28 protein-coding genes are annotated in these 26,928 nt (G+C 66.3%); 8 read left to right on the forward strand and 20 right to left on the reverse strand.

From position 1 onward, the window contains the following. Window positions 1-83 precede the first annotated feature (83 nt). On the reverse strand, window positions 84-1,319 hold the full coding sequence (locus tag ACZ5YA_RS25180; RefSeq protein ID WP_059379114.1) for a branched-chain amino acid ABC transporter substrate-binding protein: 1,236 nt from the start codon (window positions 1,317-1,319) through the stop codon (window positions 84-86). Window positions 1,320-1,361: 42 nt separating this feature from the next. Continuing rightward, window positions 1,362-2,180 carry a shikimate dehydrogenase family protein gene (locus ACZ5YA_RS25185; RefSeq protein ID WP_464091393.1) on the reverse strand — a complete coding sequence of 273 codons (819 nt, stop codon included), beginning with the start codon at window positions 2,178-2,180 and terminating at the stop codon, window positions 1,362-1,364. A gap of 240 nt (window positions 2,181-2,420) precedes the next feature. Between ACZ5YA_RS25185 and ACZ5YA_RS25190 the strand changes: the two genes are divergently transcribed. Together ACZ5YA_RS25190 and ACZ5YA_RS25195 are read left to right on the forward strand one after the other, a co-directional pair. Beyond that, window positions 2,421-3,158, forward strand: a complete 738-nt coding sequence (locus ACZ5YA_RS25190) for an SDR family NAD(P)-dependent oxidoreductase (protein ID WP_059379111.1) — start codon at window positions 2,421-2,423, stop codon at window positions 3,156-3,158. A gap of 107 nt (window positions 3,159-3,265) precedes the next feature. Beyond that, on the forward strand, window positions 3,266-4,012 hold the full coding sequence (locus ACZ5YA_RS25195; RefSeq protein WP_059379110.1) for a FadR/GntR family transcriptional regulator: 747 nt from the start codon (window positions 3,266-3,268) through the stop codon (window positions 4,010-4,012). A gap of 33 nt (window positions 4,013-4,045) precedes the next feature. Here ACZ5YA_RS25195 and ACZ5YA_RS25200 read toward each other — a convergent pair whose 3' ends face one another. The 6 genes from ACZ5YA_RS25200 to ACZ5YA_RS25225 all read right to left on the reverse strand — a co-directional run bounded on the left by ACZ5YA_RS25200 (window position 4,046) and on the right by ACZ5YA_RS25225 (window position 9,338). Continuing rightward, window positions 4,046-5,383, reverse strand: a complete 1,338-nt coding sequence (locus ACZ5YA_RS25200) for an NAD(P)H-dependent oxidoreductase (RefSeq protein ID WP_059379109.1) — start codon at window positions 5,381-5,383, stop codon at window positions 4,046-4,048. 70 nt (window positions 5,384-5,453) lie between these two features. Continuing rightward, the gene (locus ACZ5YA_RS25205; RefSeq protein WP_059379108.1) at window positions 5,454-6,014 is read right to left on the reverse strand and encodes a 5'-3'-deoxyribonucleotidase; all 561 of its coding nucleotides are present in this window, start codon (window positions 6,012-6,014) and stop codon (window positions 5,454-5,456) included. A 47-nt stretch (window positions 6,015-6,061) separates the two neighbouring features. Beyond that, window positions 6,062-6,613 carry an RNA 2',3'-cyclic phosphodiesterase gene (gene thpR / locus ACZ5YA_RS25210; protein WP_464091394.1) on the reverse strand — a complete coding sequence of 184 codons (552 nt, stop codon included), beginning with the start codon at window positions 6,611-6,613 and terminating at the stop codon, window positions 6,062-6,064. Window positions 6,614-6,639: 26 nt separating this feature from the next. Beyond that, window positions 6,640-7,386, reverse strand: a complete 747-nt coding sequence (cheD, locus tag ACZ5YA_RS25215; protein WP_059379106.1) for a chemoreceptor glutamine deamidase CheD — start codon at window positions 7,384-7,386, stop codon at window positions 6,640-6,642. A gap of 288 nt (window positions 7,387-7,674) precedes the next feature. Continuing rightward, window positions 7,675-8,583, reverse strand: a complete 909-nt coding sequence (locus tag ACZ5YA_RS25220) for a cell division protein FtsX (RefSeq protein WP_059379105.1) — start codon at window positions 8,581-8,583, stop codon at window positions 7,675-7,677. Beyond that, window positions 8,580-9,338 carry a cell division ATP-binding protein FtsE gene (locus tag ACZ5YA_RS25225; protein WP_306634325.1) on the reverse strand — a complete coding sequence of 253 codons (759 nt, stop codon included), beginning with the start codon at window positions 9,336-9,338 and terminating at the stop codon, window positions 8,580-8,582. The genes ACZ5YA_RS25220 and ACZ5YA_RS25225 overlap by 4 nt, the downstream gene beginning before the upstream one ends. 290 nt (window positions 9,339-9,628) lie before the next feature. Between ACZ5YA_RS25225 and ACZ5YA_RS25230 the strand changes: the two genes are divergently transcribed. The 6 genes from ACZ5YA_RS25230 (at window position 9,629) to ACZ5YA_RS25255 (ending at window position 15,856) form a co-directional block, all read left to right on the forward strand. Further along, on the forward strand, window positions 9,629-10,645 hold the full coding sequence (locus tag ACZ5YA_RS25230) for an amino acid ABC transporter substrate-binding protein (RefSeq protein ID WP_059379103.1): 1,017 nt from the start codon (window positions 9,629-9,631) through the stop codon (window positions 10,643-10,645). Between the two features lie 130 nt (window positions 10,646-10,775). Then, on the forward strand, window positions 10,776-11,966 hold the full coding sequence (locus ACZ5YA_RS25235) for an amino acid ABC transporter permease (RefSeq protein WP_118933915.1): 1,191 nt from the start codon (window positions 10,776-10,778) through the stop codon (window positions 11,964-11,966). 1 nt (window position 11,967) lies between these two features. Further along, entirely contained in the window at window positions 11,968-13,068 is a 1,101-nt protein-coding gene (locus ACZ5YA_RS25240) for an amino acid ABC transporter permease (RefSeq protein ID WP_280016898.1), read from the forward strand. Window positions 13,069-13,128: 60 nt separating this feature from the next. Next, window positions 13,129-13,869 (forward strand): amino acid ABC transporter ATP-binding protein, encoded by a 741-nt coding sequence (locus ACZ5YA_RS25245; protein WP_042795434.1) that lies wholly within the window; start codon window positions 13,129-13,131, stop codon window positions 13,867-13,869. Between the two features lie 167 nt (window positions 13,870-14,036). Continuing rightward, window positions 14,037-15,053, forward strand: a complete 1,017-nt coding sequence (locus tag ACZ5YA_RS25250; protein ID WP_059379098.1) for a Bug family tripartite tricarboxylate transporter substrate binding protein — start codon at window positions 14,037-14,039, stop codon at window positions 15,051-15,053. Between the two features lie 440 nt (window positions 15,054-15,493). Next, window positions 15,494-15,856 (forward strand): glyoxalase superfamily protein, encoded by a 363-nt coding sequence (locus tag ACZ5YA_RS25255; protein WP_118933914.1) that lies wholly within the window; start codon window positions 15,494-15,496, stop codon window positions 15,854-15,856. Here ACZ5YA_RS25255 and ACZ5YA_RS25260 read toward each other — a convergent pair. The 12 genes from ACZ5YA_RS25260 to gtdA all read right to left on the reverse strand — a co-directional run bounded on the left by ACZ5YA_RS25260 (window position 15,853) and on the right by gtdA (window position 26,927). Continuing rightward, window positions 15,853-16,545: an ABC transporter ATP-binding protein gene (locus tag ACZ5YA_RS25260; protein ID WP_059379096.1), complete on the reverse strand. Its 693-nt coding sequence runs from the start codon at window positions 16,543-16,545 to the stop codon at window positions 15,853-15,855. The genes ACZ5YA_RS25255 and ACZ5YA_RS25260 overlap by 4 nt on opposite strands. After that, window positions 16,545-17,297 (reverse strand): ABC transporter ATP-binding protein, encoded by a 753-nt coding sequence (locus ACZ5YA_RS25265; protein ID WP_280016857.1) that lies wholly within the window; start codon window positions 17,295-17,297, stop codon window positions 16,545-16,547. The genes ACZ5YA_RS25260 and ACZ5YA_RS25265 overlap by 1 nt, the downstream gene beginning before the upstream one ends. Next, a complete protein-coding gene (locus ACZ5YA_RS25270; protein WP_251878031.1) occupies window positions 17,290-18,258 on the reverse strand; it encodes a branched-chain amino acid ABC transporter permease in 969 nt (322 codons plus the stop codon). The genes ACZ5YA_RS25265 and ACZ5YA_RS25270 overlap by 8 nt, the downstream gene beginning before the upstream one ends. Window positions 18,259-18,269: 11 nt before the next feature. Beyond that, window positions 18,270-19,184 carry a branched-chain amino acid ABC transporter permease gene (locus ACZ5YA_RS25275; RefSeq protein ID WP_082401347.1) on the reverse strand — a complete coding sequence of 305 codons (915 nt, stop codon included), beginning with the start codon at window positions 19,182-19,184 and terminating at the stop codon, window positions 18,270-18,272. Between the two features lie 61 nt (window positions 19,185-19,245). Further along, the gene (locus ACZ5YA_RS25280) at window positions 19,246-20,421 is read right to left on the reverse strand and encodes an ABC transporter substrate-binding protein (RefSeq protein ID WP_251878029.1); all 1,176 of its coding nucleotides are present in this window, start codon (window positions 20,419-20,421) and stop codon (window positions 19,246-19,248) included. 29 nt (window positions 20,422-20,450) lie between these two features. Next, entirely contained in the window at window positions 20,451-21,662 is a 1,212-nt protein-coding gene (locus ACZ5YA_RS25285; protein ID WP_306634317.1) for a 3-hydroxybenzoate 6-monooxygenase, read from the reverse strand. Between the two features lie 18 nt (window positions 21,663-21,680). Beyond that, complete coding sequence (locus tag ACZ5YA_RS25290) at window positions 21,681-23,033, reverse strand: FAD-dependent oxidoreductase (RefSeq protein WP_059379086.1); 1,353 nt, start codon at window positions 23,031-23,033, stop codon at window positions 21,681-21,683. A 46-nt stretch (window positions 23,034-23,079) separates the two neighbouring features. Further along, window positions 23,080-24,069, reverse strand: a complete 990-nt coding sequence (locus tag ACZ5YA_RS25295) for a Bug family tripartite tricarboxylate transporter substrate binding protein (protein WP_059379085.1) — start codon at window positions 24,067-24,069, stop codon at window positions 23,080-23,082. Further along, window positions 24,062-24,445, reverse strand: a complete 384-nt coding sequence (locus tag ACZ5YA_RS25300; RefSeq protein ID WP_059379083.1) for a chorismate mutase — start codon at window positions 24,443-24,445, stop codon at window positions 24,062-24,064. The genes ACZ5YA_RS25295 and ACZ5YA_RS25300 overlap by 8 nt, the downstream gene beginning before the upstream one ends. Then, window positions 24,442-25,080: a maleylacetoacetate isomerase gene (gene maiA / locus ACZ5YA_RS25305; RefSeq protein WP_464091395.1), complete on the reverse strand. Its 639-nt coding sequence runs from the start codon at window positions 25,078-25,080 to the stop codon at window positions 24,442-24,444. The genes ACZ5YA_RS25300 and maiA overlap by 4 nt, the downstream gene beginning before the upstream one ends. Before the next feature lie 17 nt (window positions 25,081-25,097). Further along, a complete protein-coding gene (locus ACZ5YA_RS25310) occupies window positions 25,098-25,796 on the reverse strand; it encodes a fumarylacetoacetate hydrolase family protein (RefSeq protein WP_118933908.1) in 699 nt (232 codons plus the stop codon). 78 nt (window positions 25,797-25,874) lie between these two features. Beyond that, window positions 25,875-26,927 (reverse strand): gentisate 1,2-dioxygenase, encoded by a 1,053-nt coding sequence (gene gtdA / locus ACZ5YA_RS25315; RefSeq protein WP_251878022.1) that lies wholly within the window; start codon window positions 26,925-26,927, stop codon window positions 25,875-25,877. Between the last annotated feature and the right edge of the window lies 1 nt (window position 26,928).

Raw genomic sequence — 26,928 nt, forward strand, 5'->3', positions numbered from 1 at the left:
CTTATTGGGGTTGCCAGGGGCAATGAGGGGGTGTGCGCGGCCGGGCCGTCACGCGCAAGCTGACGGTCCGGCCGCGCAACCCATCAGTTCGGCCGCTGCATCTTGCAGGTGGCTTGCGGCGGCGCCGACACGTCGGCCGCGGCCAGCACCTTGACCGGCTCGAAGCCCATGTCGGTGCCGTCGGCCTTGTACTTGGCGTTCTTGCCGACCTTGGACACCACCATCGGCAGCTGCACCTGGTGGTCTTCCGCGCGCATCGTGTAGGTGCCCAACGACGAGGTGTAGGTGACCTTCTCCAGCGCGCCGGCCAGTTGCGGCACGGACAGCTTGCCGTCCTGCGGCTGCACTTGCTTGAGCGCTTCGCCCAGGAAGCGGATGCCGATCACGGTCTGCGGCTCGGTATAGCTGGGATAGTGGCCGGTCTTGGACTTGTAGTCCTCGGCGAACTTGGCGCCTTCCTCGCCCGCGGCTTCGATGTTGTAGGGGTGGGCGATGTAATGGCCCAGCGCGACTTCACCGGCGTTGGCCAGGTTGCCCACCTGGTCCAGGAACACGGTGGCGAAGCGGACCTTCAGACCCGCGGCCTGCGTGGCCTTCATCAGCAGCAGCAGGTCGTTGGACCAGTTGCCGGTGATGACGGTGTCGGGGTTGGACGAGCGGATGCGCGCGACGTAGGGCGCGAAGTCCTGGATCTTGTTGACTTCGTGCAGCGTCTTGCCGACCACTTCATAGCCGTACTGCTTGGCGAAGCGCTCGGTGGCGCCTTCCATGTCCTGGCCCCAGGAGTAGTTCTGGTTGATGGCGTACACGCGCTTGCCCAGCGTGCCGTCGGCCGACATGACCGAGGCCAGCGCCTTCACGCGCAGGTCTGCGTTGGTGGTGAAGCGGAAATGATAGAAGTGGCATTTCTGGCCGGTCAGTTCCAGCGCCTCGCCGCCCACGTTCAGGAACACGACTTCCTTGCCCGGGTTGCGCAGGTTGTGCTTGCGCACGTCTTCGGTCAGCTGGCCGGAAATGGCGGACGACGAACCCTGCACCAGGATCTGCACGCCTTCGGCGGCGGCCGCGCGGAAGCGGTCGGACGCGCCCACCGGGCCGCCCTGGTTGTCGAACTCGACCAGTTCCAGCGGCTGGCCGTTCCAGCCGCCGGCGGCGTTGATGCGGTCCAGCTCATATTTGACCGCGGCGCGGAACATCAGGCCGGTCGAGGCCTGCGGGCCGGACAGCGTCTCGATCAGGCCGATCTTGACGGGCGCGGCCTGGGCCGATGCGGCGATGCCGGCCAGGCACAGCAGGCCGGTGGTGAAAGCCAATTTCATGCGTGTCTCCTCCGTGGGACGGGAGTGTGGTGAATGTGTTGATCAGGCAAGCGCGCGGGCGGGCTTGCGCGGCTCTTCTATGCCCAGGAACCGGGCAATTTCGGCAATCTGTCCTTCCAGCATGTACAGGCCCGGATGCGTGCGGCAGCCGCGCGCGGCGGCGGCGCGCAGCAAGGGCGTATCGACGCGGCTCATGACGGCGTCGGCGATGACGGTGCCGGCGGCAAGCGCGTCCAGCTGGAAGGGCAGGGGATCGGTGTCGTTCAGGCCCAGCGAGGTCGCATTGATGGCGATGTCGCAAGCCTCGGGCGTGACGCTGGCCACGCTGATGGCCAGGCCGGGATATTGGCGGCCCAGATGGGCGGCGAAGGACAGCGCCTTGTCGGCGCTGCGGTTGTACAGGCGCAGGCTGGCGGGGCCGGCGTCGGCCACGGCACAGGCGATGGCCTTGCCGGCGCCGCCCAGGCCGGCCAGGTAAACGTGGCGGCCGGCGGGATCGTGGCCCTGGCTGCGCAGGCCAGCGACGAAGCCCAGTCCGTCGAAGTTGCCGCCGGTGAGCACGCCGTCGCGCAGGCGCACCGCGTTGACCGCGCCGCTCAATTGGGCCGAGGGCGTCAGCGCGTCGCACAGGGCGGCGGCATGTTCCTTGTGGGGCACCGTCACGACGATGCCGCCCAGATTGGCCAGCCCGCGGATGCCGGCGAACAGGCCGGGCAAGGCGTCGGGGGCCACATGGAACGGGACCATGACCGCGTCCACGCCACGCTCGCGCAGCAGGTTGTTGAGCCGCTGGGGCGTCTTGACGTGCGCGATCGGGTCCGCCGCGATCGCGAAAACGGTAGTGCTGCCGGTGATTTCCACCTGTTTGTCCCCTGCCTGGGTAGCGGTTTGCCGCTGTGTCGTTCCCGACTCTCTTGCCTGAAAGCGTCAGTTGCTTTACGCTTTCGGAATAAGTTGTCAGGCAACTTTATTAAGTTGTCCGATAAATCATAGGGCAAGCGTTTTTCCCGTGTCAAGCGGCGGTTTCGGGAGTCCAATCGGAATTTCCGCCGCCGCCGGAACGGCGCTCAGCCCGCGTACGAGCGTGCTACAGGAGACAGAATGATTTCGTTCGAAGGAAAGGTTGCCGCCATCACCGGCGCGGGCAATGGCATCGGCTTGGCGACGGCGCGGCTGATGGCGGCGCATGGCGCCCGGCTGGTGCTGACCGATATCGACAACGCGCGCCTGGAAGAGGTGGCGGCCGAGCTGGATCCCAGCGGGCAGCGCGTCTACACGCACGCGCTGGACGTGTCGGCATCGGCCGACTGCGAACGCGTGTTCGAGGCCGCGGCCAAGCATTTCGGCGGGCTGGACCATCTGGTGCATTGCGCCGGCATCTACCCGGAGCAGCTGGTCAAGGACACCAGCGACGAGGCCTGGCGCACGCTGATGCGCGTGAACCTGGACGGCACCTTCTATGTGTGCCGCGCCGCCCAGCGCCACTTGCGCCATGACGGCGCCATCGTGCTGCTGACCTCGCTGGCGGCCCAGCGCGGCAGCTATGCGCACGCGGCCTACTCCGCGTCCAAGGGCGCGGTGCAGAGCTTCACGCGCAGCCTGGCGCTGGAACTGGCGCCGCAGATCCGCGTGAACGCGGTGGCGCCGGGCATCATCGCCACCTCCATGACCCAGGACCTGATCGGGCAAAAGGGCGCGCAGCTGCTGGAAAGCACGCCGCTGCGCCGCTACGGCACGGCCGAGGAAATCGCCGGCTCCATCGCGTTCCTGTGCTCGCCGCTGGCCGGTTTCGTCACGGGCGAAGTCATGCAGGTCAACGGCGGCATCTATATCGCGTAAAGTCCCAGGATGGCGCGGCTGCCCATGCCGCGGCCGCTCTTCCGGGCATTCCCATAAACAAGAGGCGGCGCGCCTGCGCGCCGCCCGCAAGTTTCCACCATTCGACCATGCAGCCCAACCAAGAACAGGATCCGCCGCGCGCCGCGCCCAAGAGTTCGCTTTCGGCGGCGCTGGGCGACGCGTTGGCGGAGCAGATCCGCCAGGGCGTGCTCGCGCCCGGCGATCGCTTGCCCACGGAAAAGCAGCTGACGGAAACCTATTCGGTCAGCCGCGCCGTCGTGCGCGAAGCGCTGGCGCGCCTGAAGTCCGAAGGCCTGATCACGTCGCAGCAAGGCAGCGGAGTGTTCGTCGACCCGAACTTCCAGAAAAACGCCTTCCGCATTGCCGCGCCCACGCCGGGCGACAACCAGGAACTGGAACACATCCTGGAGCTGATGCTGTCCATCGAAGTCACCGCCGCGCGCTATGCCGCGCAGCGCCGCACCGATGCGGACCTGAAGAAGATGCGCCAGGCGCTGGTGGGCATGGAATATGCGCTGCTCAACGACAAGCTGGGCGACGAAGAGGACTACCAGTTCCACCACGCCATCGTGCAGGCCACCCATAATCCGCACTTGGTGGCCCTGAACGATTACCTGGAAGCCAATGTGCGCCGGGTCATCCGCAGCGCGCGCAACAACACGGCGCGCATGTACACCGAACGCATGGCCGCAGTGCAAAGCGAGCATCAGGCGATCTTCGCCGCCATCGACGCGGGCGATCCGGACGCCGCTGGCCGCGCCGCCGACCAGCACCTGCGCAACGCCGCGGATCGTCTGCGCCTGTTCCAGGCGGAGCGGCCGGCGCCGGTCTAGGGCGCGGGGGACTGCCCGCAGCGCGGGCGGACTCTAGGCGAAGGTCTGTTCCATTTCGCGGCGGAACTGCACCGCCGTGGACCTTTCGTCGTACTCCACGTCGGCCCAGCGGATCGCCTGGGACTGACGCACCGGGTTCTTCAGCTTGACCTGGTGCGACAGGCCCAGCGGCAGATAGCCTTCATCGACCGAATCGCGCGCCGGCATCAGCCGGCCGTACACCGTGTAGCCGCCTTCGCCGTCCAGGATCTGTCCGGCCGGCAGGTCGCGCTTGGCGGTGGCGACGACGTCGCCATGCCAGCCGGCGGGCGCGCCGGTGGGTTCGCGCCGCAAACCGACGCTGGCCACGCTGATGCCCAACTCCAGCCCGATCAGGTGATAGGGCTTGTACATGGCGGTGTAGTTGCCGCTGGGATCCGTGACCAGGCCGTATTCCTTGAAGCAGCGGCGCACGTAATCGCTGTCGGCGGCCAGTGTCACGTACACGCCCCAACGCAGGTCGCGGAACACCGGGCGGCCGTCGCGCTCCAGCGAGGAAATCACCTCGACCTGACCGCGGTGGTGCAGGATGCCGCCGCTTTCGCGCGGCCGCAGCACGCGCGCCAGATCGTCCACGCCGCAGGGCGGGAAGTGCAGGCCGGACGGCGAGGGCAGCAGCCCGGTGGCGTTGGAAACCGCGGCCATCTCGATGGCGCTCTTGGTGCCGTCGAGGAAGCTGTTGAACATCTGCGCGTTGAAGTCGCCGGCCGCGACCATCTCGGCGGTGAAGCCGTAATAGGGCCAGACGGTGTCCGGCGTGGAGGTATGGAATTCCGGCAGGTACTTGGTGCCCTTGCCCGCGGCCATGACCTCGAAACCGCTGGCGCGGGCCCAGTCCACCATTTCGCAGATCAGGGCGGGCTGGTCGCCGTAGGCCAGCGAATAGACAATGCCGGCTTCGCGTGCGCGCCGCGCCAGCAGCGGGCCGGCCAGCGCGTCGGCCTCGACGTTGACCATGATGATGTGCTTGCCGTATTCGCAGCAGGCCAGCACATGGCTGATGCCGGCGGCGGCCTGGCCGGTGGCGTCGATGACGATATCGACATCGGGGCTGGCGATCACGGCGTGGGGGTCGTCGCAGAAATAGACCTTGCCGTTCTTCAGCGCATCATTGGTGCTGGCGGCATTGAGTGCCGTGGCGGGCCAGCCGACGCGGGTAAGCGCCGCGCGGGCCCGGTCGGGTACCAGATCGGCGACCGCGACCAGCCTCATACCGGGCGTGCGCGGGGCCTGGCTCATGAACATTGCGCCGAACTTTCCGGCGCCCAGCAGTGCAACACGCAAGGGCTTGTGATCGGCTTCACGCTGCTTCAGAAGACGGTACAGATTCATGGCGCAGGCTCCTCCGGGGTGGGGCTACAGCAACACAGAATAGTCCCAAATCGCGGCTGCTGAACAGGACTCACTCATCTGCCGTATACAGCTCTCCGGCCAGTACGTTGCGCCAGTTCTGCCAGCTGATGCGGGGGCGGTCCGACACCTCGCGGTTGTAGGGCGCGTCGAACAGGATGTGCTTCCAGCGCGGCTTGACCGCGCCTTCGATCAGCGGCTTGTCGTCGATCAGCAGGTGGCCGTGCACCAGGGTCTTGTCCTTGGTCAGGATCAGGCGGTTGGTCGCTTCGCGGCCCAGGTGCTTTTCCACCCACAGGTACTTTTCCGCCACGCAGTTCTCGAACTGCGACAGGGGCGAGGAGCAGATGCGCACGTCCATGCCCAGCGCCAGCAATTCCTTGATGGCTTCCAGCGCGCCGGGTACCGGCGGCAGGTCGCGGATGAAGCCGGGCGCCGTATAGATAGCTTCGGCCATGCCGCGCAGCTCGGGGGCGTAATCCTGGCGGATGTAGAAGGACTTGCGGTCCTCGAACGCCACTGGCGGGATGTCAGGATGGCGCGCGCGCCAGGCGTCGATGAAGGCGTGTTCGAAATCGGCGAGCACGCCGTCTTGGTCCAGCAGGATGATCATGGCGGTCCCGGGGGGTGGCAACCGGCTGATTGTGCCAGAGCGGGAGGTCAGGAGGCTTGCGGCCGGGACTGCGTCACGATGCGATAGCGGCTGCCGCCCGATTGCGATTCGGAGGCGACCAGCACCATGCGGTCGTAGCGCCAGGGCAGGGGGACGGGGGCCTCGGCAGGGGGGCTGGCGCGCTCGATGTTGCGCAGCAGGGTGACGTGCGGGCGGAAAGGCTGGGGCGGCGCGGCCAGGCCGAAGCCGGACAGCCACAGCCAGAGCTCATCGTGGGCGGCCTGCAGGCCCGCGGGCGTGTCGCCGGGGCCGGCCCACAGGATGCGCTGGCGGCCGAAGACGCCGTAGCGGTCCAGCAGGATGTCGTCGGGGGCGAGGCGGCGTTCAGGAGTCGCCGCGGCCAGCTCGTCGGCGAGCGCCGCGTCGACCGGCCCCAGGAAGGCCAGGGTCAGGTGCAGGGTTTCCGTGCGCATGGCGCGCCCGCCGCAGCCGGGACGCGCCTGCTCCGCCCAGGTCGCGAGCTGGGCGGCCAGCGAGGGGGCAGGCCACAGGGCGTAGAACAGGCGGACGGTGGACATGCGCTGATTGTAGGGGCGCATGCGGCGCGATGCGCGTGCGCGGCCCTTCAGTCGCTTGTGGTCTCGGTGCGGCGCCGGCGGGTCAGGGCGGTGTCGAAGCGTTCCACGCCTGGGCGGGCGGGACGGTCGAAGCGTTCCACGCCCGGACGGGCCGGGCGGTCGAAACGTTCCACGCCGGGGCGGGTGAAGCGCTCGACGCGCTGCGGGGTTTCGGTCTTGGCCTGCACGCTCTGGGCGGCCGCCTGTTCGCGCTTGGCGATGATTTCCTCGGCGCGCTGGTGGTGCGGCGCCATCTTGCGGACCATCACCCGGCCGTCGCGCGGGAAGTAGTTGATGCGGCGCGCGTGCACGTCGCCCAGGTCTTGCGCCTTGACGGGGATGCCTTCGGTCTTGAGATAGCTCAGCACGAACTGGCCGTTGCGTTCGCCGATGTTCATCTGCTGCATGGCGGACAGCACGGCGCCGCCGCCGAACACCTTGGCTTCGAGCCGGTCGCGCACCGCGCCGGCCTTCAGCAGTTCGTTGATCAGCACTTCCATGGCGAAGGCGCCATAGCGCATGGTGGCCGAGGCGGGCGACTGCATGTCGCCCTCCGGCAACATGAAATGGTTCATGCCGCCCACGCCCGTGACCGGGTCGTGGATACAGGCGGCGACGCACGATCCCAGGACGGTCGAGATCATCAGGTCTTCGTTGGTGACGTAGTACTCGTTGGGCAGTACTTTCACCGCCTGACACTGGAACGCGCTGTCGAAATAGTGGCGCGTCGCACGGGCTTCAAGACGGGCGGCCATGGGACTCGATTAAGGGCAAGAACAACGATTGGGACACGAAGTTGGCAGCTCGGAAATCAGGTATGTATCAAAATATGTAAGAAAATGTCGCTTTATTCTTGCATACTCAAGCTTCCAGCGGGTGAATTGCTATGTAACGGGCGCAGTAATGTGTCCTGTTTTTGCAGCGCGGCCCAAAGCCGAAGACGCCCGCGGGCAGGCATGCAAGCATCCTACACAGGCGGGCGGAAGTCGTTCCCCGGATCACGGGGAAGAAGGGGCTTTATACGGAGCTTTAGGCGCCGCGCGTCAGAAGCGCGTGCTGCGGGTAACCGACCAGCGGGCCGACAGGGCGCCCAGGGCGGCCGAAGCCACCACCGCGCCGATCAGCACGGCCGGGCCTGGCAGGTGCAGGGCGAATTCGGCCCCGTAGCTGCGGGCCAGCCCGACCAGGGCGTCGTTCAGCGGCGACAGCGCGACCGCCGCCACGCCGATGGCCAGAAGCGAGGCCACCGCGCCCGATAGCGCGCCCAGGTAGAGGAAGGGGCGGCGCACGAAGGATTCGGTGGCGCCGACCAGCCGCGCCACGCCGATCTCCTCGCGTTGCGAGAGCGCCTGCATACGCACGGTGTTGAAGACCGTCGCCAGCACCACCACCGCCACGCAGGCGGCCAGGAAGGCCAGGCCGATGCGGGCAAAGCGCAGGATCGCCTCCAGGCGCTGCACCCAGGCGCTGTCCAGCTGCACCAGGTCGACGTGGTTCCATTGTTTCCAGGAGGCGGCCAGCTTGTCGGCCCGGCCGGCGAGGTTGTCGCCATCGGCCAGCGTCACCACCACCGCGTCCGGCAGCGGATTGCCCGGCAGCACGGCCAGCGCCTGCTGCCAGGCCGGGTTGGCGCGCAGATCCGCCAAGGCGTCCTCGCGGCCAACCACGCGCACGGCTCGGATGTCGTCCTTGAATTCGTCCTGGATGCGTTTGGCCACGTCCGCGGCGGCGCCCGCGGGGGCGTCCACGCGCATGAAGACGGTGACTTCGGGGGTGACCGACATCTGGCGCGCCACCGGCTGGACCGAAACCAGGATGGCGCTGCCCAATAGCGGCAGCGCCAGCGCCAAGGCCATGACCAGCAGGTTGGCCAGGGAGGAGAACGGTTGCTTGATCAGCCGGCGCAGGGTGACCAGCAGCGCGTAGCGATGTTGCCGCAGCCAGGCGTTCATGCGGACTCTCCCGGGTAGGCGCGGCCGGACGCGGCGCCCGGCTGCTGTCCGATACCGGGTTGTCCCGCGCCGGCCTCAGGCGGCGGCGTTGCGGAACCCTGGGAGTCGGCGAACTTGCCCGGGTCGATGCGCAAGGTGCGGGTGGCGTAGCGCGCCATGAGGTCCTGGTCGTGCGAGGCGATCAGCGTGGTCACGCCGACGCGGTTGAAGTCGCGGAACACATTCATGATGCGCTGCGCGTTGTCATGGTCGAGGTTGGCGGTGGGTTCGTCGGCAATCAGAATGGCGGGCCGGTTCACGATAGCCCGCGCGATCGCCAGGCGTTGCTGTTCGCCGCCGGACAGTTCGATCGGATTCAGGTCTTCCTTGCCGGACAGTCCCACCTTGTCCAGGGCGGCGCGGGCGCGCGCCGCAGCCGAGTCCCAGGCGTGGCCGGTGACCGCCAGCGGCAGCATGACATTTTCGAACGCGCTTCGATCGAACAGCAGATGCGTGTCCTGAAGAATCACGCCCACGGCGCGGCGCAGGTACGGCCGGGCGCGGGCGGGCAGCTTGTCCAGCCGCTGGCCGTTGACCTGGATCGAACCCCGGCTGGCGGGCTCCAGCCCGCCGATCAGCTTGAGCAAGGTGGACTTGCCGGCGCCGGACGGCCCGGATACGAAAACGAATTCTCCCGCGCTCACGCGGAAGTTGATGTCGGCCAGGATATTGCGGCCGCGACCATATGATTTGAATACGTGCTGGAATTCGATCATGGCGGCTGTCAGATGAAGCCGCAATAGTAACTCGGGGACACTAAGGTGGCCTAAACCGCCTGGACGAGGGGCGGACAAATATTTGCGCGCAAGGCGTCCGGGCGCGTTTGTCCCGGCTCAAACAGTGCCCCCATTTTTGGTAGAAAACAGCGTTTCATTTCACCCAGTGTCCCTATATTTCAAGGGAATTCCCGGATGCGCCGCGTGCTGCGCGGACGCTACCATCCGCCCCATACGTGGACCCAACCCGGCCTGCGTGCTACTTCGCTTTATCCCACACGGAGAACACGATGAAAGTACTGAAACTCGCTGCGATCGGCGCCGCTTTGTTTGCTGCATCCACGGCTGCCAATGCGGGCGCAACCTTCGATAACGTCAAGAAAAAAGGGTTTGTCCAGTGCGGGGTTTCGACGGGCATTCCGGGGTTCTCCATCGCTGACAGCAAGGGCGAATACAAGGGCATCGACGTGGACCTGTGCCGCGCCATCGCCTCGACCATGTTTGGCGACGCCACCAAGGTCAAGTTCACCCCGCTGAACACGCAACAACGCTTCACTGCGCTGCAGTCCGGCGAAGTCGACGTCCTCACCCGCAACACCACCGTCACGCTGACGCGCGACACGACGCTGGGCCTGATCGGCGTGGGCGTGAACTACTACGACAGCCAGGGCGTCATGGTCTCCAAGGACCTGAACGTCAAGAGCGCCAAGGAACTGAACGGCGCCACCATCTGCGTGCAGCCCGGCACCACCACCGAACTGAACCTGGCTGACTGGTTCCGCGGCCAGAAGATCGAATTCAAGCCGGTCGTGATCGACAAGTACGACGAAATCATCCGTGCCTTCTCGGCCGGCCGCTGCGACGCCTTCACCACCGACAAGTCGCAGCTGGCTTCCACCCGCACCACGCTCGAGAACCCGGACAAGTTCATCATCCTGCCGGAAGACTTCTCCAAGGAGCCGCTGGGCCCCATGGTCCGCCAGGGCGACGAGCAATGGTTCAACATCGTGCGCTGGTCGCTCAACGCCATGCTCGAAGCCGAGGAATACGGCATCACCAAGGCCAACGTCGATGAAATGGCCAAGAGCCCGAACCCCAACATCCAGCGCATCCTGGGCGTGACCCCGGGCATGGGCAAGAACCTGGGCGTGGATGACAAGTGGGCCTACAACATCATCAAGAACGTGGGCAACTACGGCGAGAGCTTCGAAAACACGCTGGGCAAGAGCAGCGCGATGAAGCTGGAGCGCGGTCTTAATGCTTCCTACAAGCAAGGTGGCTTGATGTACGGCTGGCCGGTGCGCTAACACACGGCTGCCTGGAAAAACGGAGCCCCGCGCTCCGTTTTTCCTCTCCCGCCCTCGGGCGGGTGGCAGGAGTGGGTGGCGCGGCCCTACCGGCTTCGCCGCCCGGTGTCCGACTTCTGTAGATTTACTCATGAATACTCCCAATAAAAGCGCGCCTGCATCGGCACCTCCCCGGCGTCTGAACTGGAACGATCCCGGGGTGCGCTCCGTGGTCTATCAAGTCCTGGCGCTGGCCGCGGTGGCCTGGGCCGTGTGGTTCCTGGTTTCAAACACGCTGCACAACCTGTCCGTGCGCAACATCGCCACGGGCTTCGGCTTTCTGGACCGCGAGGCCGGCTTCGCGATCGGCGAAACGCCCATCGCCTATACCCCTGCGGATACCTATGGCCGCGCCATCCTGGTGGGCCTGCTCAACACGCTGCGCGTGGCGGTCATCGGCATCGTGCTGGCGACCATCCTCGGTACGCTCATTGGCATCGGCCGCCTGTCCAAGAACTGGCTGGTCGCCAAGATCACCTCGGTCTACGTCGAGATAATGCGCAACGTGCCGCTGCTGCTGCAGCTGTTCTTCTGGTACGCGCTGATCACGGAAAACATGCCGGGTCCGCGCCAGGCGCACAATCCGCTGCCCGGCGTCTTCATCTCCAACCGCGGCTTGAAGGTGCCGGGGCTGGAAGGCAATTCGCTGGACTGGATGCTGGCCGGACTGGGCCTGGCCATCGTGGCGATCATCCTGCTGGGCCACTGGGGCAAGAAGCGCCAGGAGGCGACCGGCCGCGTGTTTCCGCTGGGCCGCGCCGCCATCGGCCTGCTCATCGGCTTGCCCATCGTCGGTTGGCTGGTCAGCGGCGCTTCGCTGACCCTGGACATGCCGGAGCTCAAGGGCTTCAACTTCTCGGGCGGCCTGACCTTGTCGCCGGAATTCGCCGCCCTGATGGCGGGCCTGGTGATCTACACCTCGGCCTTCATCGCCGAGGTGGTGCGTTCGGGCATCCAGGCGGTCAACAATGGCCAGTGGGAAGCTGCCGGCTCGCTGGGCCTGCGCCGCAAGCAGGTGCTGCGCCTGGTGGTGCTGCCGCAGGCGCTGCGCGTGATCATCCCGCCGATGACCAGCCAGTACCTGAACCTGACCAAGAACAGCTCGCTGGCGGTGGCCATCGGCTACCCCGACATCGTGTCGGTGGTGAACACCACGCTGAACCAGACCGGCCAGGCCATCGAGGGCATCCTCATCATCATGGCCGCGTACCTGACGGTCAGCCTGTCGATCTCGATATTCATGAACTGGTACAACAAGCGCATCGCGCTGGTGGAGCGTTGATATGAGCAGCACTTCGCATATCCCCGCCGAAGGCCTGCCGCCGCCCAGCACCCACGTGGGCGCCTGGGCCTGGATCAAGTCGCGCCTGTTCTCGTCGCCGCTGAACATCCTCATCACGGTGCTGCTGGCCTGGTTCCTGCTGATGGCAGTGCCGGCGTTGGTGGAATGGGCCTTCATCAAGGCGAACTTCTCCGCGGCCAACGCGCAGGAATGCCGCGCTTCCGGGGGCGCCTGCTGGGCGTTCATCATCGAGAAGCACCGGCTGATCCTGTTCGGCACCTATCCCTACGACGAGCAATGGCGTCCGCTGATCGCAACCATCATCCTGGTGGCTGTGATCGTCTGCAGCGGCATCCGCCGCTTCTGGAACTGGAAGCTCGCCGTCATCTGGACCGTGGGCCTGACGGCCGTGGCGCTCCTGATGTGGGGCGGCGTGTTCGGCCTGACCTACGTGGAAAACGCGCGTTGGGGCGGCCTGCCGCTGACGCTGATCCTGTCCACGTTCGGCATTGCCTTCGCCTTCCCCATCGGCGTGCTGCTGGCCCTGGGCCGGCGCTCCAAGATGCCTGCCATCAAGGCGCTGTGCGTCGTGTACATCGAGCTGATCCGCGGCGTGCCGCTGATCAGTCTGCTGTTCATGTCGTCGGTGATGTTGCCGCTGTTCTTGCCTGAAGGCTTCTCCATCGACAAGCTGTTGCGCGCGCAGATCGCGATCATCATGTTCGCGGCGGCGTACATCGCCGAAACGGTGCGCGGCGGCCTGCAGGCGATTCCCAAGGGCCAGTACGAGGGCGCGGATTCGCTGGGCCTGAACTACTGGCAGCAGATGCGCAAGATCATCCTGCCGCAGGCGCTGAAGATCGTGATTCCGCCGCTGGTCAGCATTTTCATCGCGCTGTTCAAGGACACCTCGCTGGTGGTGATCATCGGCATCTTCGACCTGACGCTGGCGGCCAAGGCGGCCTTGTCCGACGCGGCATGGCGCGGATTCGGGGTGGAGGCGTACCTGTTCATTTCGCTCATCTACTTCGTCTTCTGCTTCTCCATGTCCAAGTACAGCCAGGCGCTGGAAAAACGCCTGGCCACGGGACACGCACGCTAGAACTTTGCAGCGCGTCCGCCCCGGGCGGACGCGCACCGCGATACTTACGGGAGTACAGGCATGTCTGATGCCATCATCAAATTGCAGGACGTGAACAAGTGGTACGGGCAGTTCCACGTGCTGCGCAACATCAACCTGGACGTCGCGCCGGGTGAGCGCATCGTGGTGTGCGGGCCGTCGGGTTCGGGCAAGTCCACCATGATCCGCTGCATCAACCGCCTGGAAGAGCACCAGAAGGGCCACATCATCGTGGACGGCACGGAACTCACCAACGACCTCAAGCACATCGAAACCATCCGCAAGGACGTCGGCATGGTGTTCCAGCACTTCAACCTGTTCCCGCACCTGACGGTGCTGGAGAACCTGACGCTGGGACCCATGTGGGTGCTGAAGAAGCCGCGCGCCGAAGCCGAGGCCACGGCCATGAAGTACCTGGAGCGCGTGCGCATTCCGGACCAGGCCAAGAAATTCCCCGGCCAGCTGTCGGGCGGGCAGCAGCAGCGCGTGGCGATTGCGCGTTCGCTGTGCATGAGCCCCAAGATCATGCTGTTCGATGAGCCGACCTCGGCGCTGGACCCGGAAATGGTCAAGGAAGTGCTGGACGTGATGGTCAACCTGGCGCAGGAAAGCGGCATGACCATGATCTGCGTGACCCACGAAATGGGCTTCGCGCGCAAGGTCGCCAACCGCGTGATCTTCATGGACCGCGGCGAGATCATCGAGCAGAACAGCCCGGATGAGTTCTTCGACAATCCGCAGAACGACCGGACCAAGCTCTTCTTGAGCCAGATCCTGCACTGATGCTTCAAAACCGCCTTCGGGCGGTTTTTTCTTGGGGCGGCCTGTTGCCGCGGCGGGGGCAGCGGCGTGAACAGCCGGGGGTTGTGCTGGTATCTCTTTGTTACGCCTGATTCCTCGCTGCGGTATGCTACTGACCGCTATTGATCCGAAGCGAGGAGAACAACATCATGACGCAGACCCCCCGCAGCGCTGTGCGCCGCGCCCTGTTGCAAGGCGCCGTGGCGCTGGCCGCCACCCTGCCTTTCGGCGCTCCGGCGCTGGCCCAGGCCACCGATTTCCCGACCAAGCCGCTGCGCTTCGTCGTGCCTTACCCGCCCGGCGGCCCGCTGGACACCATGGCCCGCATGCTGGCCGAGAAGGTGCGCGGCTCGCTGGGGCAGCCGGTCATCGTGGAAAACCGTTCGGGCGCGGGTGGCAACATCGGCGCCGACCTGGTGGCCAAGGCGCCGGCCGACGGTTATACGCTGGTGATGGGCGCGGTCGCGACCCACGCCATCAATCCCTGGCTGTTCGCCAATCTGCCGTATGACCCGGTGAAGGATTTCGCGCCGGTGACCATCGTGGCCTCGGTGCCCAATGTGCTGGTGATGAACGTCGAGTTCGCGCAGAAGAACAAGATCGAGAAGCTGGCCGATCTGATCGACTACGCCAAGAAGAATCCGGGCAAGCTGAACTACGGTTCGGGCGGCAACGGCAGCGCGGGCCATCTGTCGGGCGAGCTGTTGAAGGCGCGCGCGGGGATCAATGTCGAGCACATTCCTTACCAGGGCGCGGCGCCTGCGCAGCTGGCGTTGCTGTCGGGCCAGTCGGATTTCATGTTCGATAACCTGGCGGCTTCGGCGCCGCTGATCAAGGACGGCAAGGTCAAGGCATTGGCCGTGACCACCGCCAAGCGTTCGTCGCTGCTGGCGGATGTGCCTACGGTGGAAGAGTCGGGGATCAAGGGTTTTGACCTGGGGACCTGGTTCGGAGTGTTCACGACGGGCGGTACGCCGGCGCCGGTGGTGGCGAAGCTGAACAAGGCTTACTCGGAGGCGATGCAGCAGGCGGATGTGAAGCAGCGCTTGCTGACGATGGGGTCTGAGGCTGCGCCGATGACGCCTGAGGCGTTTGCCGAGTTCGTCAAGAGCGAGAAGGCGAAGTATCAGGAGATTGTGAAGATCTCGGGTGCTAGTTTGAATTGATTGGTTTGTCTTGATGGGCGTCGTTGGTTCTTAAGACGCCCGGTGCGTCGGTGGCCCGGGAGGCGCGGGTCAACGATTGCGGTCCGGAGCCTTCGCTCCGGACTTCCCCGTCCTCATCCTCGTCCAGGCCTTCGGTCTTCCCTACGGATTCCGTCGGGCTTATCGACGCCCCGCGCCTCCCGGGCCACCGACGCACCGGGCTCTGGCGGTTGAAACTTGACGTCAGCTGGGGCGATTGGCGTTCTTCTGGTTCTTGCCGACATCTGTGTGGGGGGGCGTGTCTTGCGGGGCCCGCCCCAGGCCGGCCGCGCGGGCGGCCTTTTGGGGCTTACGCGGTGTCTTGCGTCGTGATGCTGTGTGCCTTGTGCCTTGTGCTTTGCGCTTTGCGGTGCGGCTTGTGATCTATGCTGAGCGTCCTTGCTTTTTTATCTGGGGCCGTCATGCATCTGCAAGCTGCCATTCCCATTTTGCGCATTTTCTCCGTGGAGAAGGCGCGTGAGTTCTATCTGGATTTCCTGGGGTTCGAGTGGGACTGGGAGCATCGCTTCGAGCCGGGCATGCCGCTGTATGCGCAAGTGCATCGCGGTGACCTGGTGCTGCACCTGAGCGAGCACCACGGCGATGCCACGCCCGGGTCCGCGGTGTTCGTGCGGATGCGGGGCGTGGACGAGTTCCAGGCCGAGGTGAACGCCAAGGGCTATGGCTATATGCGGCCCGGCGTGGAAGAGATGCCTTGGGGGCGGGTGATGGCGGTCATCGATCCGTTCGGGAATCGGCTGAGCTTCTGCGAATCATCCGATTAGACGCCCAGGTAGCGCTGCGCCAGTTCGGGCTGCGCGGCGAGTTCCGTGGGGCTGCCTTGCCAGACGACGCGGCCTTTTTCGAGAACGTGGTGGCGGTCGACGAGCGTCGCCATTTCCTTCAGGTTCTTGTCTATCACCAGGATGGTCTGGCCTTCTTCCTTCAGGCGGCGCAGGCAATTCCAGATTTCGTGGCGGATCAGCGGCGCCAGGCCTTCGGTGGCTTCGTCCAGGATGAGCAGGCGCGGGTTGATGAGGAGGGCGCGGCCGACGGCGAGCATTTGCTGTTCGCCGCCGGACAGGGTGCGAGCGGATTGGGCGCGGCGTTCCTTCAGGCGCGGGAACAGGTCGAAGACGCGGCCGACGTGCCAGCCGGCGCGGGTGTTGCGGGCGGTGGCGATCAGGTTTTCTTCCACCGACAGCGAGCCGAAGACGCGGCGGCCTTCGGGCACCAGGCCTATGCCCAGTTGGGCGATGCGGTGCGGCGCCTGGCCCGCGATGGGTTGGCCGTCGAGCAGGATGCTGCCGCCTTGGGCGGGCAGCATGCCCATGATGGTTTTCACGGTGGTGGTCTTGCCCATGCCGTTGCGGCCGATCAGGGATACGACCTGGCGCGCGGCGATGTCCAAGTCCACGCCGAACAGCACTTTGCTTGCGCCGTAGCCGGCCTGCAGTTGCTTGAGTTGCAGCATCAGTCCTCCTCGCCCAGATAGGCGGCGCGCACGTCGGGGTGATGGCGCACCTCGTCGGGCGTGCCGGTGAAGATGGTCTTGCCATAAACCAGCACGGTGATGCGGTCGGCCAGGGCGAAGACGGCGTCCATGTCGTGTTCGACCAGCAGGATGGCGTAGCGGCCCTTCAGTTCCTGCAGCAGCGCGGTCATGCGCTGGGATTCCTCGGCGCCCATGCCGGCCATGGGTTCGTCCAGCAGCAACAGCGAGGCATCCAGCGACAAGGCCATCGCCAGTTCCAGCTGGCGTTTCTCGCCGTGGGCCAGTTCTGAAACTCGCACGTGGGTGCGGCCGCCCAGGCCGACGCGTTCCAGCGCCTCTCTGGCAGGTTGGCGCAGTTGCGGCAGGCTGCGGGCGTTCTTCCACAGGTTGAAGCCGCCCGGGCTGCGCGCCTGTACCGCCATGGCGACGTTGTCCTCGGCGCTGAAGGCGGGATAGAGCTGGCTGATCTGGAACGAGCGCGCCAGACCCGCCGCGGGCCGCTTGTGGGCCGGCATGCGGGTGATGTCGCGGCCGTCCAGCAGGATGCCGCCCGCGTCCGGCAGGATCTCGCCGCTGATCTGCGACAGCAGCGTGGTCTTGCCCGCGCCGTTGGGGCCAATGAGCGCATGCAGTTCGCCGGGCCGGACCCGCAGGTTGACGCCTTGCGTCGCACGCACGGCGCCGAAGGATTTCTGCAGGTCGCGGATTTCCAGTTTGGGATGATCAGTCATGGTGCTTGCCTCCCACCAGCCAGCCATAGACGCCGCGCTTGCCGAACAGCACCACCAGCACCAGCACCGGGCCCAGGATCAGCATCCAGTGCTCGGTCCAGGCGGTGGCGATCTGTTCCAGGCCCAGGTACACGGCCACGCCCAGAACGGGACCGAAGATGGAGCCCATGCCGCCCAGGATCACCATGGCCATGAGTTCGCCGGACTTCTGCCAGGAAGTCATGTCGGGGCTGACGAAGAGCGCATAGTTGGCCCATAGCGCGCCCGCCAGCCCGGTGCCCGCGGCCGACAGCACGAAGGCGGTGAGCCGGTAGCGCAGGGGCGCCAAGCCCAGGCCGATGCTGCGGCGCGGATTCTGCTTGATGCTTTGCAGCGCCATGCCGAAGGGCGAGTTGACGATGCGGCGGCAGGCCAGGATCCATGCCGTCATGAGCGCCAGGCAGACGTAATAGAAGGTCGCGGGACGGTTCATGTCCATGCCGGGCAGGGTGTTGCGCACGTCGATGGACAGGCCGTCATCGCCGCCATAGACCATCAGGCCGACCAGGATGAAGTACAGCATCTGTCCAAAGGCCAGGGTGATCATGATGAACTGCACGCCGGAGGTGCGCAGCGACAGGAAGCCCACCACCAGGCCGGCCAGCGCGGCGGCAGCGATGGCCAGGGGCCACATCACCAGCGCCGCGTTGCTGCCGCTCCAGCCGAACAGCGTGTCGCCCTGGGCCAGGTGAAAGCCGGCGATGCCGATCACGTAGCCGCCCAGTCCGAAGAAGGCGGCATGGCCGAAGCTGACCATGGCGCCGTAGCCCAGGATCAGGTCCAGGCTGACGGCGGCGATGGCGTAGATGAGAAAGCGGGTCATCAGGTTGACCAGGAAGCTTTCGCCGGTGGCCGACGCGATGGCCGGCACCAGGGCGAACAGCAGCAGCCCGATCATGTTGACGAGTGTTTTTCTGGTCATGGATATCGTTCCTATCGCTGCGCGGGTACCAGGCCGCGCGGCTTGAACAGCAGCACGATGGCCATCAGGATGTAGATGCTGGCCGAGACCAGGCTGGAACTCGCCGAGTCCGACAGCTCTGGCGGCAGCAGCCGCGACATCCAGAACGGGATGTAGGCGCGCCCCAGCGCATCGGTCATGCCTATCATGAGCGAGCCGACCAGCGCGCCGCGCACCGAACCCACTCCGCCCACCACGATGACGACGAAGGTGGTGATGAGGATGCGCTCGCCCATGCCGATTTCCACCGCCAGGAGCGGCGCCGCCATCACGCCGGCAAAGCCGCAGAGCAGGGCGCCCAGCGTGAAGATCAGCGTGAACAGGCGCTGGATGTTCACGCCCAGCGCGTCGACCATTTCGCCGTCGTCGGCGCCGGCGCGCACCAGCATGCCGACGCGCGTGCGCGAGATCAGCAGCCACAGCCCCAGCGCCACCAGCACGCCGGCGCCGATGAAAGCCAGCCGCATGAGGGGATAGTTAAGGCCGGGCAGAATCTCCACGGAACCTGACAGGAAGGGCGGAATGTCCATGAAAGGCGGGCTGCGGCCGAACAGAACCGTCACCATCTCGTTGGTGAACAGCGTCAGGCCCAGCGTGGCCAGCACCTGGTCCAGGTGGTCGCGGCGGTACAGATGGCGGATCACCAGCAGTTCCACCACCAGCCCATAGAGCGCCGCGCCCGCCAGCGCCGCCAGCAGCGCGGCCAGGAACGATCCGGTGGCCGCCGCCGCGCTGGCCGCGCAGAACGCGCCGACCATGTAGAACGAACCGTGCGTCAGGTTGATGACGTTCATGATGCCGAACACCAGCGTCAAGCCCGCCGACAGCAGGAACAGCAATGCGCTGTACTGCAGGCCATTCAAGACCTGCTCCAGGAACATCAGCATGGGGACTCCTTGTGGAGTGGGCCCGGCGGACTGCGCGCAATCCGCCAGGCGTCGTGCGGACTTACATCTTGCAGTCGGCGGCGTGCACGTCGGTATGGTCGCGGGCGATGACCTTCAGGTTCTTGTAGACCAGCTTGCCGTCCGGGCCATCTTCAATGTGCAACAGGTACCAGTCCTGGATCGGATGCTGGTTGGAGCCGAACTTGAACTTGCCGCGCACGCTGGGGAAGTCGGCGCGGCGCAGCGCGTTGCGGAAGTCGTCGGCGCGGCCGGTGATGTCGCCGTCCACCGCCTTCAGCGCGGAGCCGATCAGGTTGGCGGTGTCGTAGGCCTGCGCCGCGTAGGCGGTGGGCGCGCGGTTGTAGGCTTTGGTGAAGGCTTCGACGAAATGCTTGCTCTGCGGGTTGTCGAGATCCGCGCTCCACAGCGAGCTCAGGTAGAAGCCCTTGCCGGCGTTGCCGGTGGCGGCCAGCATGCGGTCGTCCATCGAGTAGATGGGCGTGATCATGCGGATCTTGTCGGCCAGGCCGGAGTTGGCGAATTGCTTGGTCAGGTTGATGCCGGCGCCGCCAGGGTGGAACTGGAAGATGGCGTCGGGATTGAGCGAGCGGATGCGCGCCAGTTCCACCGAGAAGTCGGCCTGTTCCAGCTTGGTGTAGATCTCGTCGGCGATTTCGCCTTTGTAGGTGCGCTTGAAGCCTGCGACGGCATCGCGTCCGGCCTGGTAGTTGGGCGCCATGATGACCACGCGCTTGGCGCCCAGCTCGTTGGCGGCCAGGCCCGCGGTGTCGGCGTAGGAGTCGTTCTGGAACGCCACCGAGAAGTAGTTCGGGTTGCAGGCCTTGCCGGCGTAGTTGGAGGGGCCTGCGTTCAGGCTGACATAGAAGCCGCCCGCGTTCAGCACCGTGGGCCCCACGGCCGCCATGACGTTGGAGAAATTGATGCCGGTGAACAACCGCACGCCGCCCTGCACCATCTTGTCGGCGATCTGCTTGGCGTTGGCGGGTTTGAGCGCATCGTCCTCCACGCGCACATTGACCGGCACGCCGCCCAGCTTGCCCCCGCCTTCCTTCACGGCCAGCATGAAGGCGTCGCGCTCGTCTTCGCCGATGTAGCCGGCGGGCGTGGACAGGGTGCCGATGAAGCCGATATCGACCGGCTTCTGCTGCGCGGCGGCCGCGAACGCGGTCAGCGCAAGCGCGAGGGCGGCGCTGCCGCGGATTGCGGTTTTTCTCATGGTTGTCTCCTTGGGTGCCTGCATTTTTTCTATTGAGAGGAATGCCCCGCGAGGCAGTTTTCCACCTTCCAGCCGTACAGCCACTGCAACGCGTCGTAGAACTGCGACTGGCTGCGGCCAGTCCACAGCATGTTGCGCACGGTGCGTTCGACGCCCCGCGCGTGATAGAGCCTGCCCATTTCGCGCGTGGACCACACCACCCGCGCGCTGCGCGGGATGCGGACGGATTCGTACAGGCGGAACGCGGCCTCCAAGTCGTGGCCGCACTGCTTCACGGCCTCGCCCAATGTCACCGCATCCTCCAGCGCCATGCAGGCGCCCTGGGCCATGTATTGGGTCATGGGATGGGCGGCATCGCCCAGAATGGTCACGCGGCCCTGGCCCCAGCGCTCCACGGGTTCGCGGTCGGCGGTGGCCCAGCGCTTCCAGGAACTGGGGCGGTCCAGCATCTGGTGCGGACGCGGGTGGATGCCCTGGAAGTAGGAAAGCACTTCTTCCTTGCTGCCCTCGCGCACGCCCCATTCTTCTTGTTCGCGGCTGTGGAAAGTCACCACCAGGTTGTATTGTTGGCCGCCGCGCAAGGGGTAGTGCACCAGATGGCAGTGCGGGCCGGCCCACAGCACCGGCGCGTTGATGCGCAGCTCCTCGGGCATGTTCTCGCGTTCGACCACGGCGCGGTAGACCACGTGGCCGGTCACGCGCGCCGGGTCGCCCACCATGCGTTCGCGGATCACGGACTTCACGCCGTCCGCGCCCACTACGGCGTCGGCGCGATAGCGGTTGCCCTGCGTGTCCACGGCCTCCACGCCCTTGTCGTCCTGCGACATGGAGGCGATCTGGGTGGAGGTGCGAAAGCTGATCAGCGGATTCTGCCGCACGGCCTCCAGGATGGACAGGTGGATGTCGGCGCGGTGGATCACGGCGTAGGGGCCGCCGAAGCGCTCGCGGAAGGCCTCGCCTGTATCGATGCGCACGACCTCTTTGGCGTCGACCGCGTCCATCATGATGATGTGGTCGGTGAAGACGGCGCGGGCGCGCGCGGTCTGGCCCACGCCCAGGGCGTCCAGCGCCGCGAAGGCGTTGGGGCCCAGCTGGATGCCGGCGCCGATTTCGCCGATGTGCGCGGCCTGCTCCAGCAACTGCACGGCGATGCCTTGCCGGGTCAGCGCCAGCGCGGCGGCCAGGCCGCCGATGCCGCCGCCCACCACGATCACGGATTTATCGGTTTGCGTTGCGTTCATATGTGGCCTCCGCGCCGTTCAGTCCTGGCCGCCCAGGAACACGCCTTGTTTCAACAGCTGCGCCTGCAAGGCGGAAATGGGCACGTCGCCCGGTGCGATGCCGGCGCGCAGCGCCATGGCGGCCGCCGTGCCCGCGGCCTCGCCCATGACGAAGCAGCTGCCGCTTACGCGCGCGGCCGACTGGCCTTCGTGCGTCATGGAGGCGCAGCGTCCGGCCACCAGCACGTTGCCCGCCACGCCCGGGGCGCGTTTGGGGACCATCATGCGGAATGGCAGCTGGTTATAGCCGCGGGACTCGGGGATAGGAGGCCAGAGCCATTGCACGTCGCCGGCCGTGTGCATTTCCAGCGGCCAGCCGTTGACGCCGATGCTGTCCGGAAAGTCGGCGCAGCCCAGCACGTCTTCCTTGCTCAGGACGGCCTCGCCCACGATGCGGCGCGTTTCGCGGATGCCCAGCTGCGGTGCGATGTCCAGCACATAGGCGTTCTCGAAACCCGGCACCTTGGCGCGCAGGAAGGCGAGGTATTGCACGATCTGGCGGCGGCCTTCGAGTTCGCCGGCCGACAGGGAATCGGCGTCGGTGCCGTCGGCCGCGCTGCCGTCGGCGTTGGCCAGCTGGGTGACGTTGACCCGCCATTCGTAGTCATGTTTTTGCGGGCGCACGATGGCGCCGCGGCGCGGGAAGGTGAATTCGCCGCTGGCCGCGGCCTGGTCCATCAGCTGCGGAATGGTCTTCCAGGCTTCCTGGGCGCGGGCGCCGTCGACATTGCCGACCTTGAACATCAGCGTGGGGTAAAGCATGCCGCCGTGCTCGTCGCCCTTTTCGAAGGGCAGGCCGCCCCATTGGGCGATGTCGGCGTCGCCCGAGCAATCGATATAGACCTTGGCGCGCACGGCGCAGCGGCCGGACTTGGTTTCCAGGAACAGCGCATCCACGCTGCCGTCGGCGCCGCGCGCCAGGCCGGTGGCCAGCGCATGGAACAGCACCTGCGCGCCGCTGGCCTGGACCAGCCCGTCGGCGGCGCACTTGAAGGCCGAGATGTCGTAGGCCTGGGCGTGGATCTTGCCCAGGATCAGATGCGGCTCGTTGAGGCCGTCCAAGGCCCGCATGCGGTCCAGCAAGTCCTCCGTCATACCGTGGACCACCTGGCGGATATTGCCGCGGACGTTCGCGTGCAGGCCGCAGAAGTTGGATACGCCGGCCGCCGTGCCCATCCCTCCCAGGAAGCCGTAACGTTCCACCAGCAGCACGCTGGCGCCGTTGCGCGCGGCGCTGGCGGCGGCCAGCAGGCCGGCGGGGCCGCCGCCCAGCACGACGACGTCATATTCGCCGTAGAGCGGAACCTGGCGGGCGGGTTCGGTGATGAGCATCCCGAGTTCTCCTTGTGTGGATTGCGAGGCGTGGCCGGGCGCCGGCTTACTGGCCCTTGATGCCCAGTTTCTTGATGAGCGGCTCCCAGCGCTTGAGTTCGTCATCCATATAGGCGCGGAATTCGGCGGGCGTGGTGCCGGCGGGATCCATGAACTGGGCCTGCAGGCGCTTGGTGACCTCGGGATCGCGTATGGCCTGGATCAGCGCGTCGGACAGCTTCTTCTGGATGTCGGCGGGAACCTTGGACGAGATCACAAAGCCGATCCACGCCGAGCCTTCGATTCCCGGCACGCCGACTTCGGCCAGCGTCGGGATGTCGGGCAGCAGGGCCGAGCGCCTGGAAGAGGTGACGGCCAGCGCCTTCAGGCGTCCGTCCTTCACCATGGGCATGACGGCGATGGGCGGCAGCGCGGCGAACTGTGTGTCGCCGGACAACAGCGAGGTCAGCGCCGCGGGCGACGAGGGATAGGGCACGTGGGTGGCGCGCGCGCCGGTCTGCTGCAGCATCAGTTCCACGGCCAGGTGCGACACCGTGCCGGCGCCCGTGGACGGGAAGTTGTACTTGTCTGAATTTTTCTTCAGCGCTTCCAGCAACTGGCCGATGTTGTCGATGCCGGCCGAGGCGGGCACGACCAGCACATTGGGCTGGTGCACCGCCAGCGTCAGCGGCGCCAGGTCGGTAGCCGGCGCATAGGGCAGCTTGTCGAACAGCAGCGTGTTGTTGACCAGCGGGCCGGTAATGGACACGCCGAAGGTGTAGCCGTCGGGCTTGGCGTTGGCGATGGCATAGGTGCCGATGTTGCCGCTGGCGCCCGGCTTGTTCTCGATGACGATGCTCTGGCCCAGGATGGCGCCGGCCTTTTCGCCGACGATGCGCGCCACCTGGTCGGGGCTGGAGCCCGGGCCGAAGGGCACGATGGCCTTGAGCGGCTGGGCCGGCCAGGCCTGGGCTTGCGCGGCGGCCAGCGGCGCAAGCGCGGCCAATCCCAGGATCAGCGCATGGGCGGCGATACGGCGCGCGTAGGGCTTATGCATGGGTGTCTCCGAGATCTTTCATGGTGTTGAAATAGGTTTGTTCGTTGGCGATGAAGGCCGCGACCATGGCGCGATAGGTGGCGTCCACGACCTGGTCCAGATTGGCGAAGCCCTGGTTGTGGCGTTCGGCCAGCAGGCGCGCCTTTTCGAAGACCTGGGCCTGGCGGGCCGGGGCGCTGACCTGGAAGGCGTCGCGCTTGAAGCGCGCGGCGTCCTTCACGTACATGGCGCGCTCGGCGATCAGGCGCACGATCTCGTCGTCCAACCGGTCGATGTTGGCGCGCACGTCCGCCAGGGTGGCGCATAGAGGGCGGTAGGCGGGATCGGTGTATTCGCGCAGCGGCGCGCCCTGGGTGTCGGGTTCCTGGTTGCTCACTTGGTGTAGTCCGGTTGCTGGGTGGGGGCCGCCTGCTGGAAGGCGGGCTGCGCATTGCAGTACTCATAGACGCGCATGGCGCGCGGATAGGCCGACAGGTCGCAGCCCATGCGCTGGGCGTTCGCCATCTGCGGCACCAGGCAGCAGTCCGCCAGCGTGGGCGCATCGCCGTAGCAATAGGCGCCGTGGCCGTGGCGCGCCAGCAGCGCTTCCACGGCCGTCATGCCTTCGCGGATCCAGTGGTGATACCAGGCGTTCTTCTGTTCTTCGCTGGCGCCCAGCACGTCCTGCAGATAGCGCAGGATGCGCATGTTGTTGACGGGGTGGATGTCGCAGGAAATGGCGTCGGAAAGCTCCAGCACGCGGGCGCGTTCCAGCGTGCCGGCCGGAATCAGGCGCGGCTCGGGGTGGGTGGCGTCCAGGTAGTCGATGATGGCCAGCGACTGCGACAGCTGGGTGTCGCCATCGATCAACAGGGGTACGCCCGCCGAGGGATTCCTGGCCACGTAATCCGCGGCGCGCTGCTCCTGCTTGCGCAGGTTCACGGGCAGGTACTCGTACGGCAAACCCTTGAGCGCCAGCGCGATGCGCACGCGATAAGAGGTGGAACTATTGAAGAAGCTGTGCAGTTGCATGCGAATTTCCGGAGGGTTCACGCCATCTGCACGCTGAGCGTGCCCAGGCCGTCCACGCCGCCGACCATCTTGTCGCCGCGCACCACCGGGCCTACGCCTTCGGGCGTGCCGGTGTAGATCAGGTCGCCGGCTTCCAGGCGGAAGTACTTGGACAGGTAGGCGACGGTTTCGGCGACTGACCAGATCAGCTTGCCGATGTCGCTTCTTTGTTTGTCGGCGCCGTTGACCTGCAGCCAGATGGCGGCCTGGTCGATGTTCTTGACTGCGCCAGCAGGATGCAGGGGGCCGATGGGCGCGCTCTGGTCGAAGGCCTTGCCCAGTTCCCACGGGCGGCCGGCTTCGCGCATCTTCATCTGCAGGTCGCGGCGGGTCATGTCCAGGCCCACGGCATAGCCCCAGACGTGTTGCAGGGCCTCGTCGACGGAGATGTTGGCGCCGCCCTTGCCAATGGCCGCCACCAGTTCGATCTCGTAGTGCAGATTGGCGGTCTCAGAAGGATAGGGCAGCGACAGGGTGCTGCCTTCAGCCACCGGCACCACGGCGTCGGCCGGCTTGCAGAAGAAGAACGGCGGTTCGCGGTCGGGGTCGAAGCCCATTTCGCGGGCATGGGCGGCGTAGTTGCGGCCGACGCAATAGACGCGGCGCACGGGGAAGCTGTCCTGGCTGCCGGCAACGGGCACGGCGATGGGGGCTGCGGGGTCGAAGACGAAAGACATGGGTCACCTTTAAGGAATGCGGAGCGGGGCCTGGCGCGGCCCCGGCCTGAAATGGAAGCGGAGGGAGCGCGCCGGCTTCTAGCCGATGCGCGCTTCGCGCCACACGCCCAGCGCGTCCTGCACGGGGCGGTCGGAATAGCTGAACAGGGTGGCGTCGTCCAGCGCGGCCAACTGCACCGGCTGCCAGGACGGCGCGACGAAGACGTCGCGCGGCCCGAAGTGGAATTCCTGGTCGCCGATGCGCGCGGTGCCGCGGCCTTCGACCACGCTGTAGACCGTCGAGTCGGTGCTGCGGCAGGTCTTGCCCTGGAATCCGGCAGGCAGGAATTGCATGAAGGTGGCCATGGTCGGCATGGGGTAGCCGCCGGTGGCCGGATTCAGGTAGCGCAGCTTCACGCCGTCCCAGGGATCCAGTTCGCCGTGGCGGTAGAGCTGGTCCAGCGCCTCGCGGCTGCGTTCATAGGGATAGTTGAAGATGGGCGAGGTGCCGCTGGCGGTCTGGTGGCGCACCGGCGCCATGTTGTGGCCGTAGCGCGCCATGCTGTCGCCCTCGGGGCGGGTCACGGGTTGTGTGGCCGAGGGATAGTTTTCGGCGAAACCCGCGTCCAGGAAGCGCAGCAGCGGAATGTCCAGGCCGTCCAGCCAGACCACGGGCTCGCCGCCTTCGGCGGTTTCGGCGTTGCCATGGTCGTGCCAGGTCCATGACGGGGTGATGATGAAGTCGCCAGGGTGCATGGTGGTGCGTTCGCCGTTGACCGCGGTGTAGGCGCCGCGGCCTTCGACGATGAAGCGCAGGGCCGACTGCGTGTGGCGGTGGCTGGGCGCGATCTCGCCGGGCAGGATCAGTTGCAGGCCCGCGTACAGGCTCTGCGTGATGCTGGCCTGGCCGGGCAGGCCGGGATTCTCCAGGATGAGCACGCGCCGCACGGCTTCTTCCGCCGTGATGAGCGAACCGGACGCCATGACGTCGTCGCGCACGTCTTCGTACTTCCAGATGGCGGGGACGCAACGCGGCGCGGGTTCGCGCGGCACCAGGTTGTGCAGCGACTCCCACAGGGGCGCCATGTGTTTTCTGGCAATGCGTGCGTAATAGGCGGCGCGGTCCGCGCCGGGGGGGTGACCGTCGGGCATG

This window comes from Achromobacter sp. JCM 18799, from assembly GCF_055395645.1.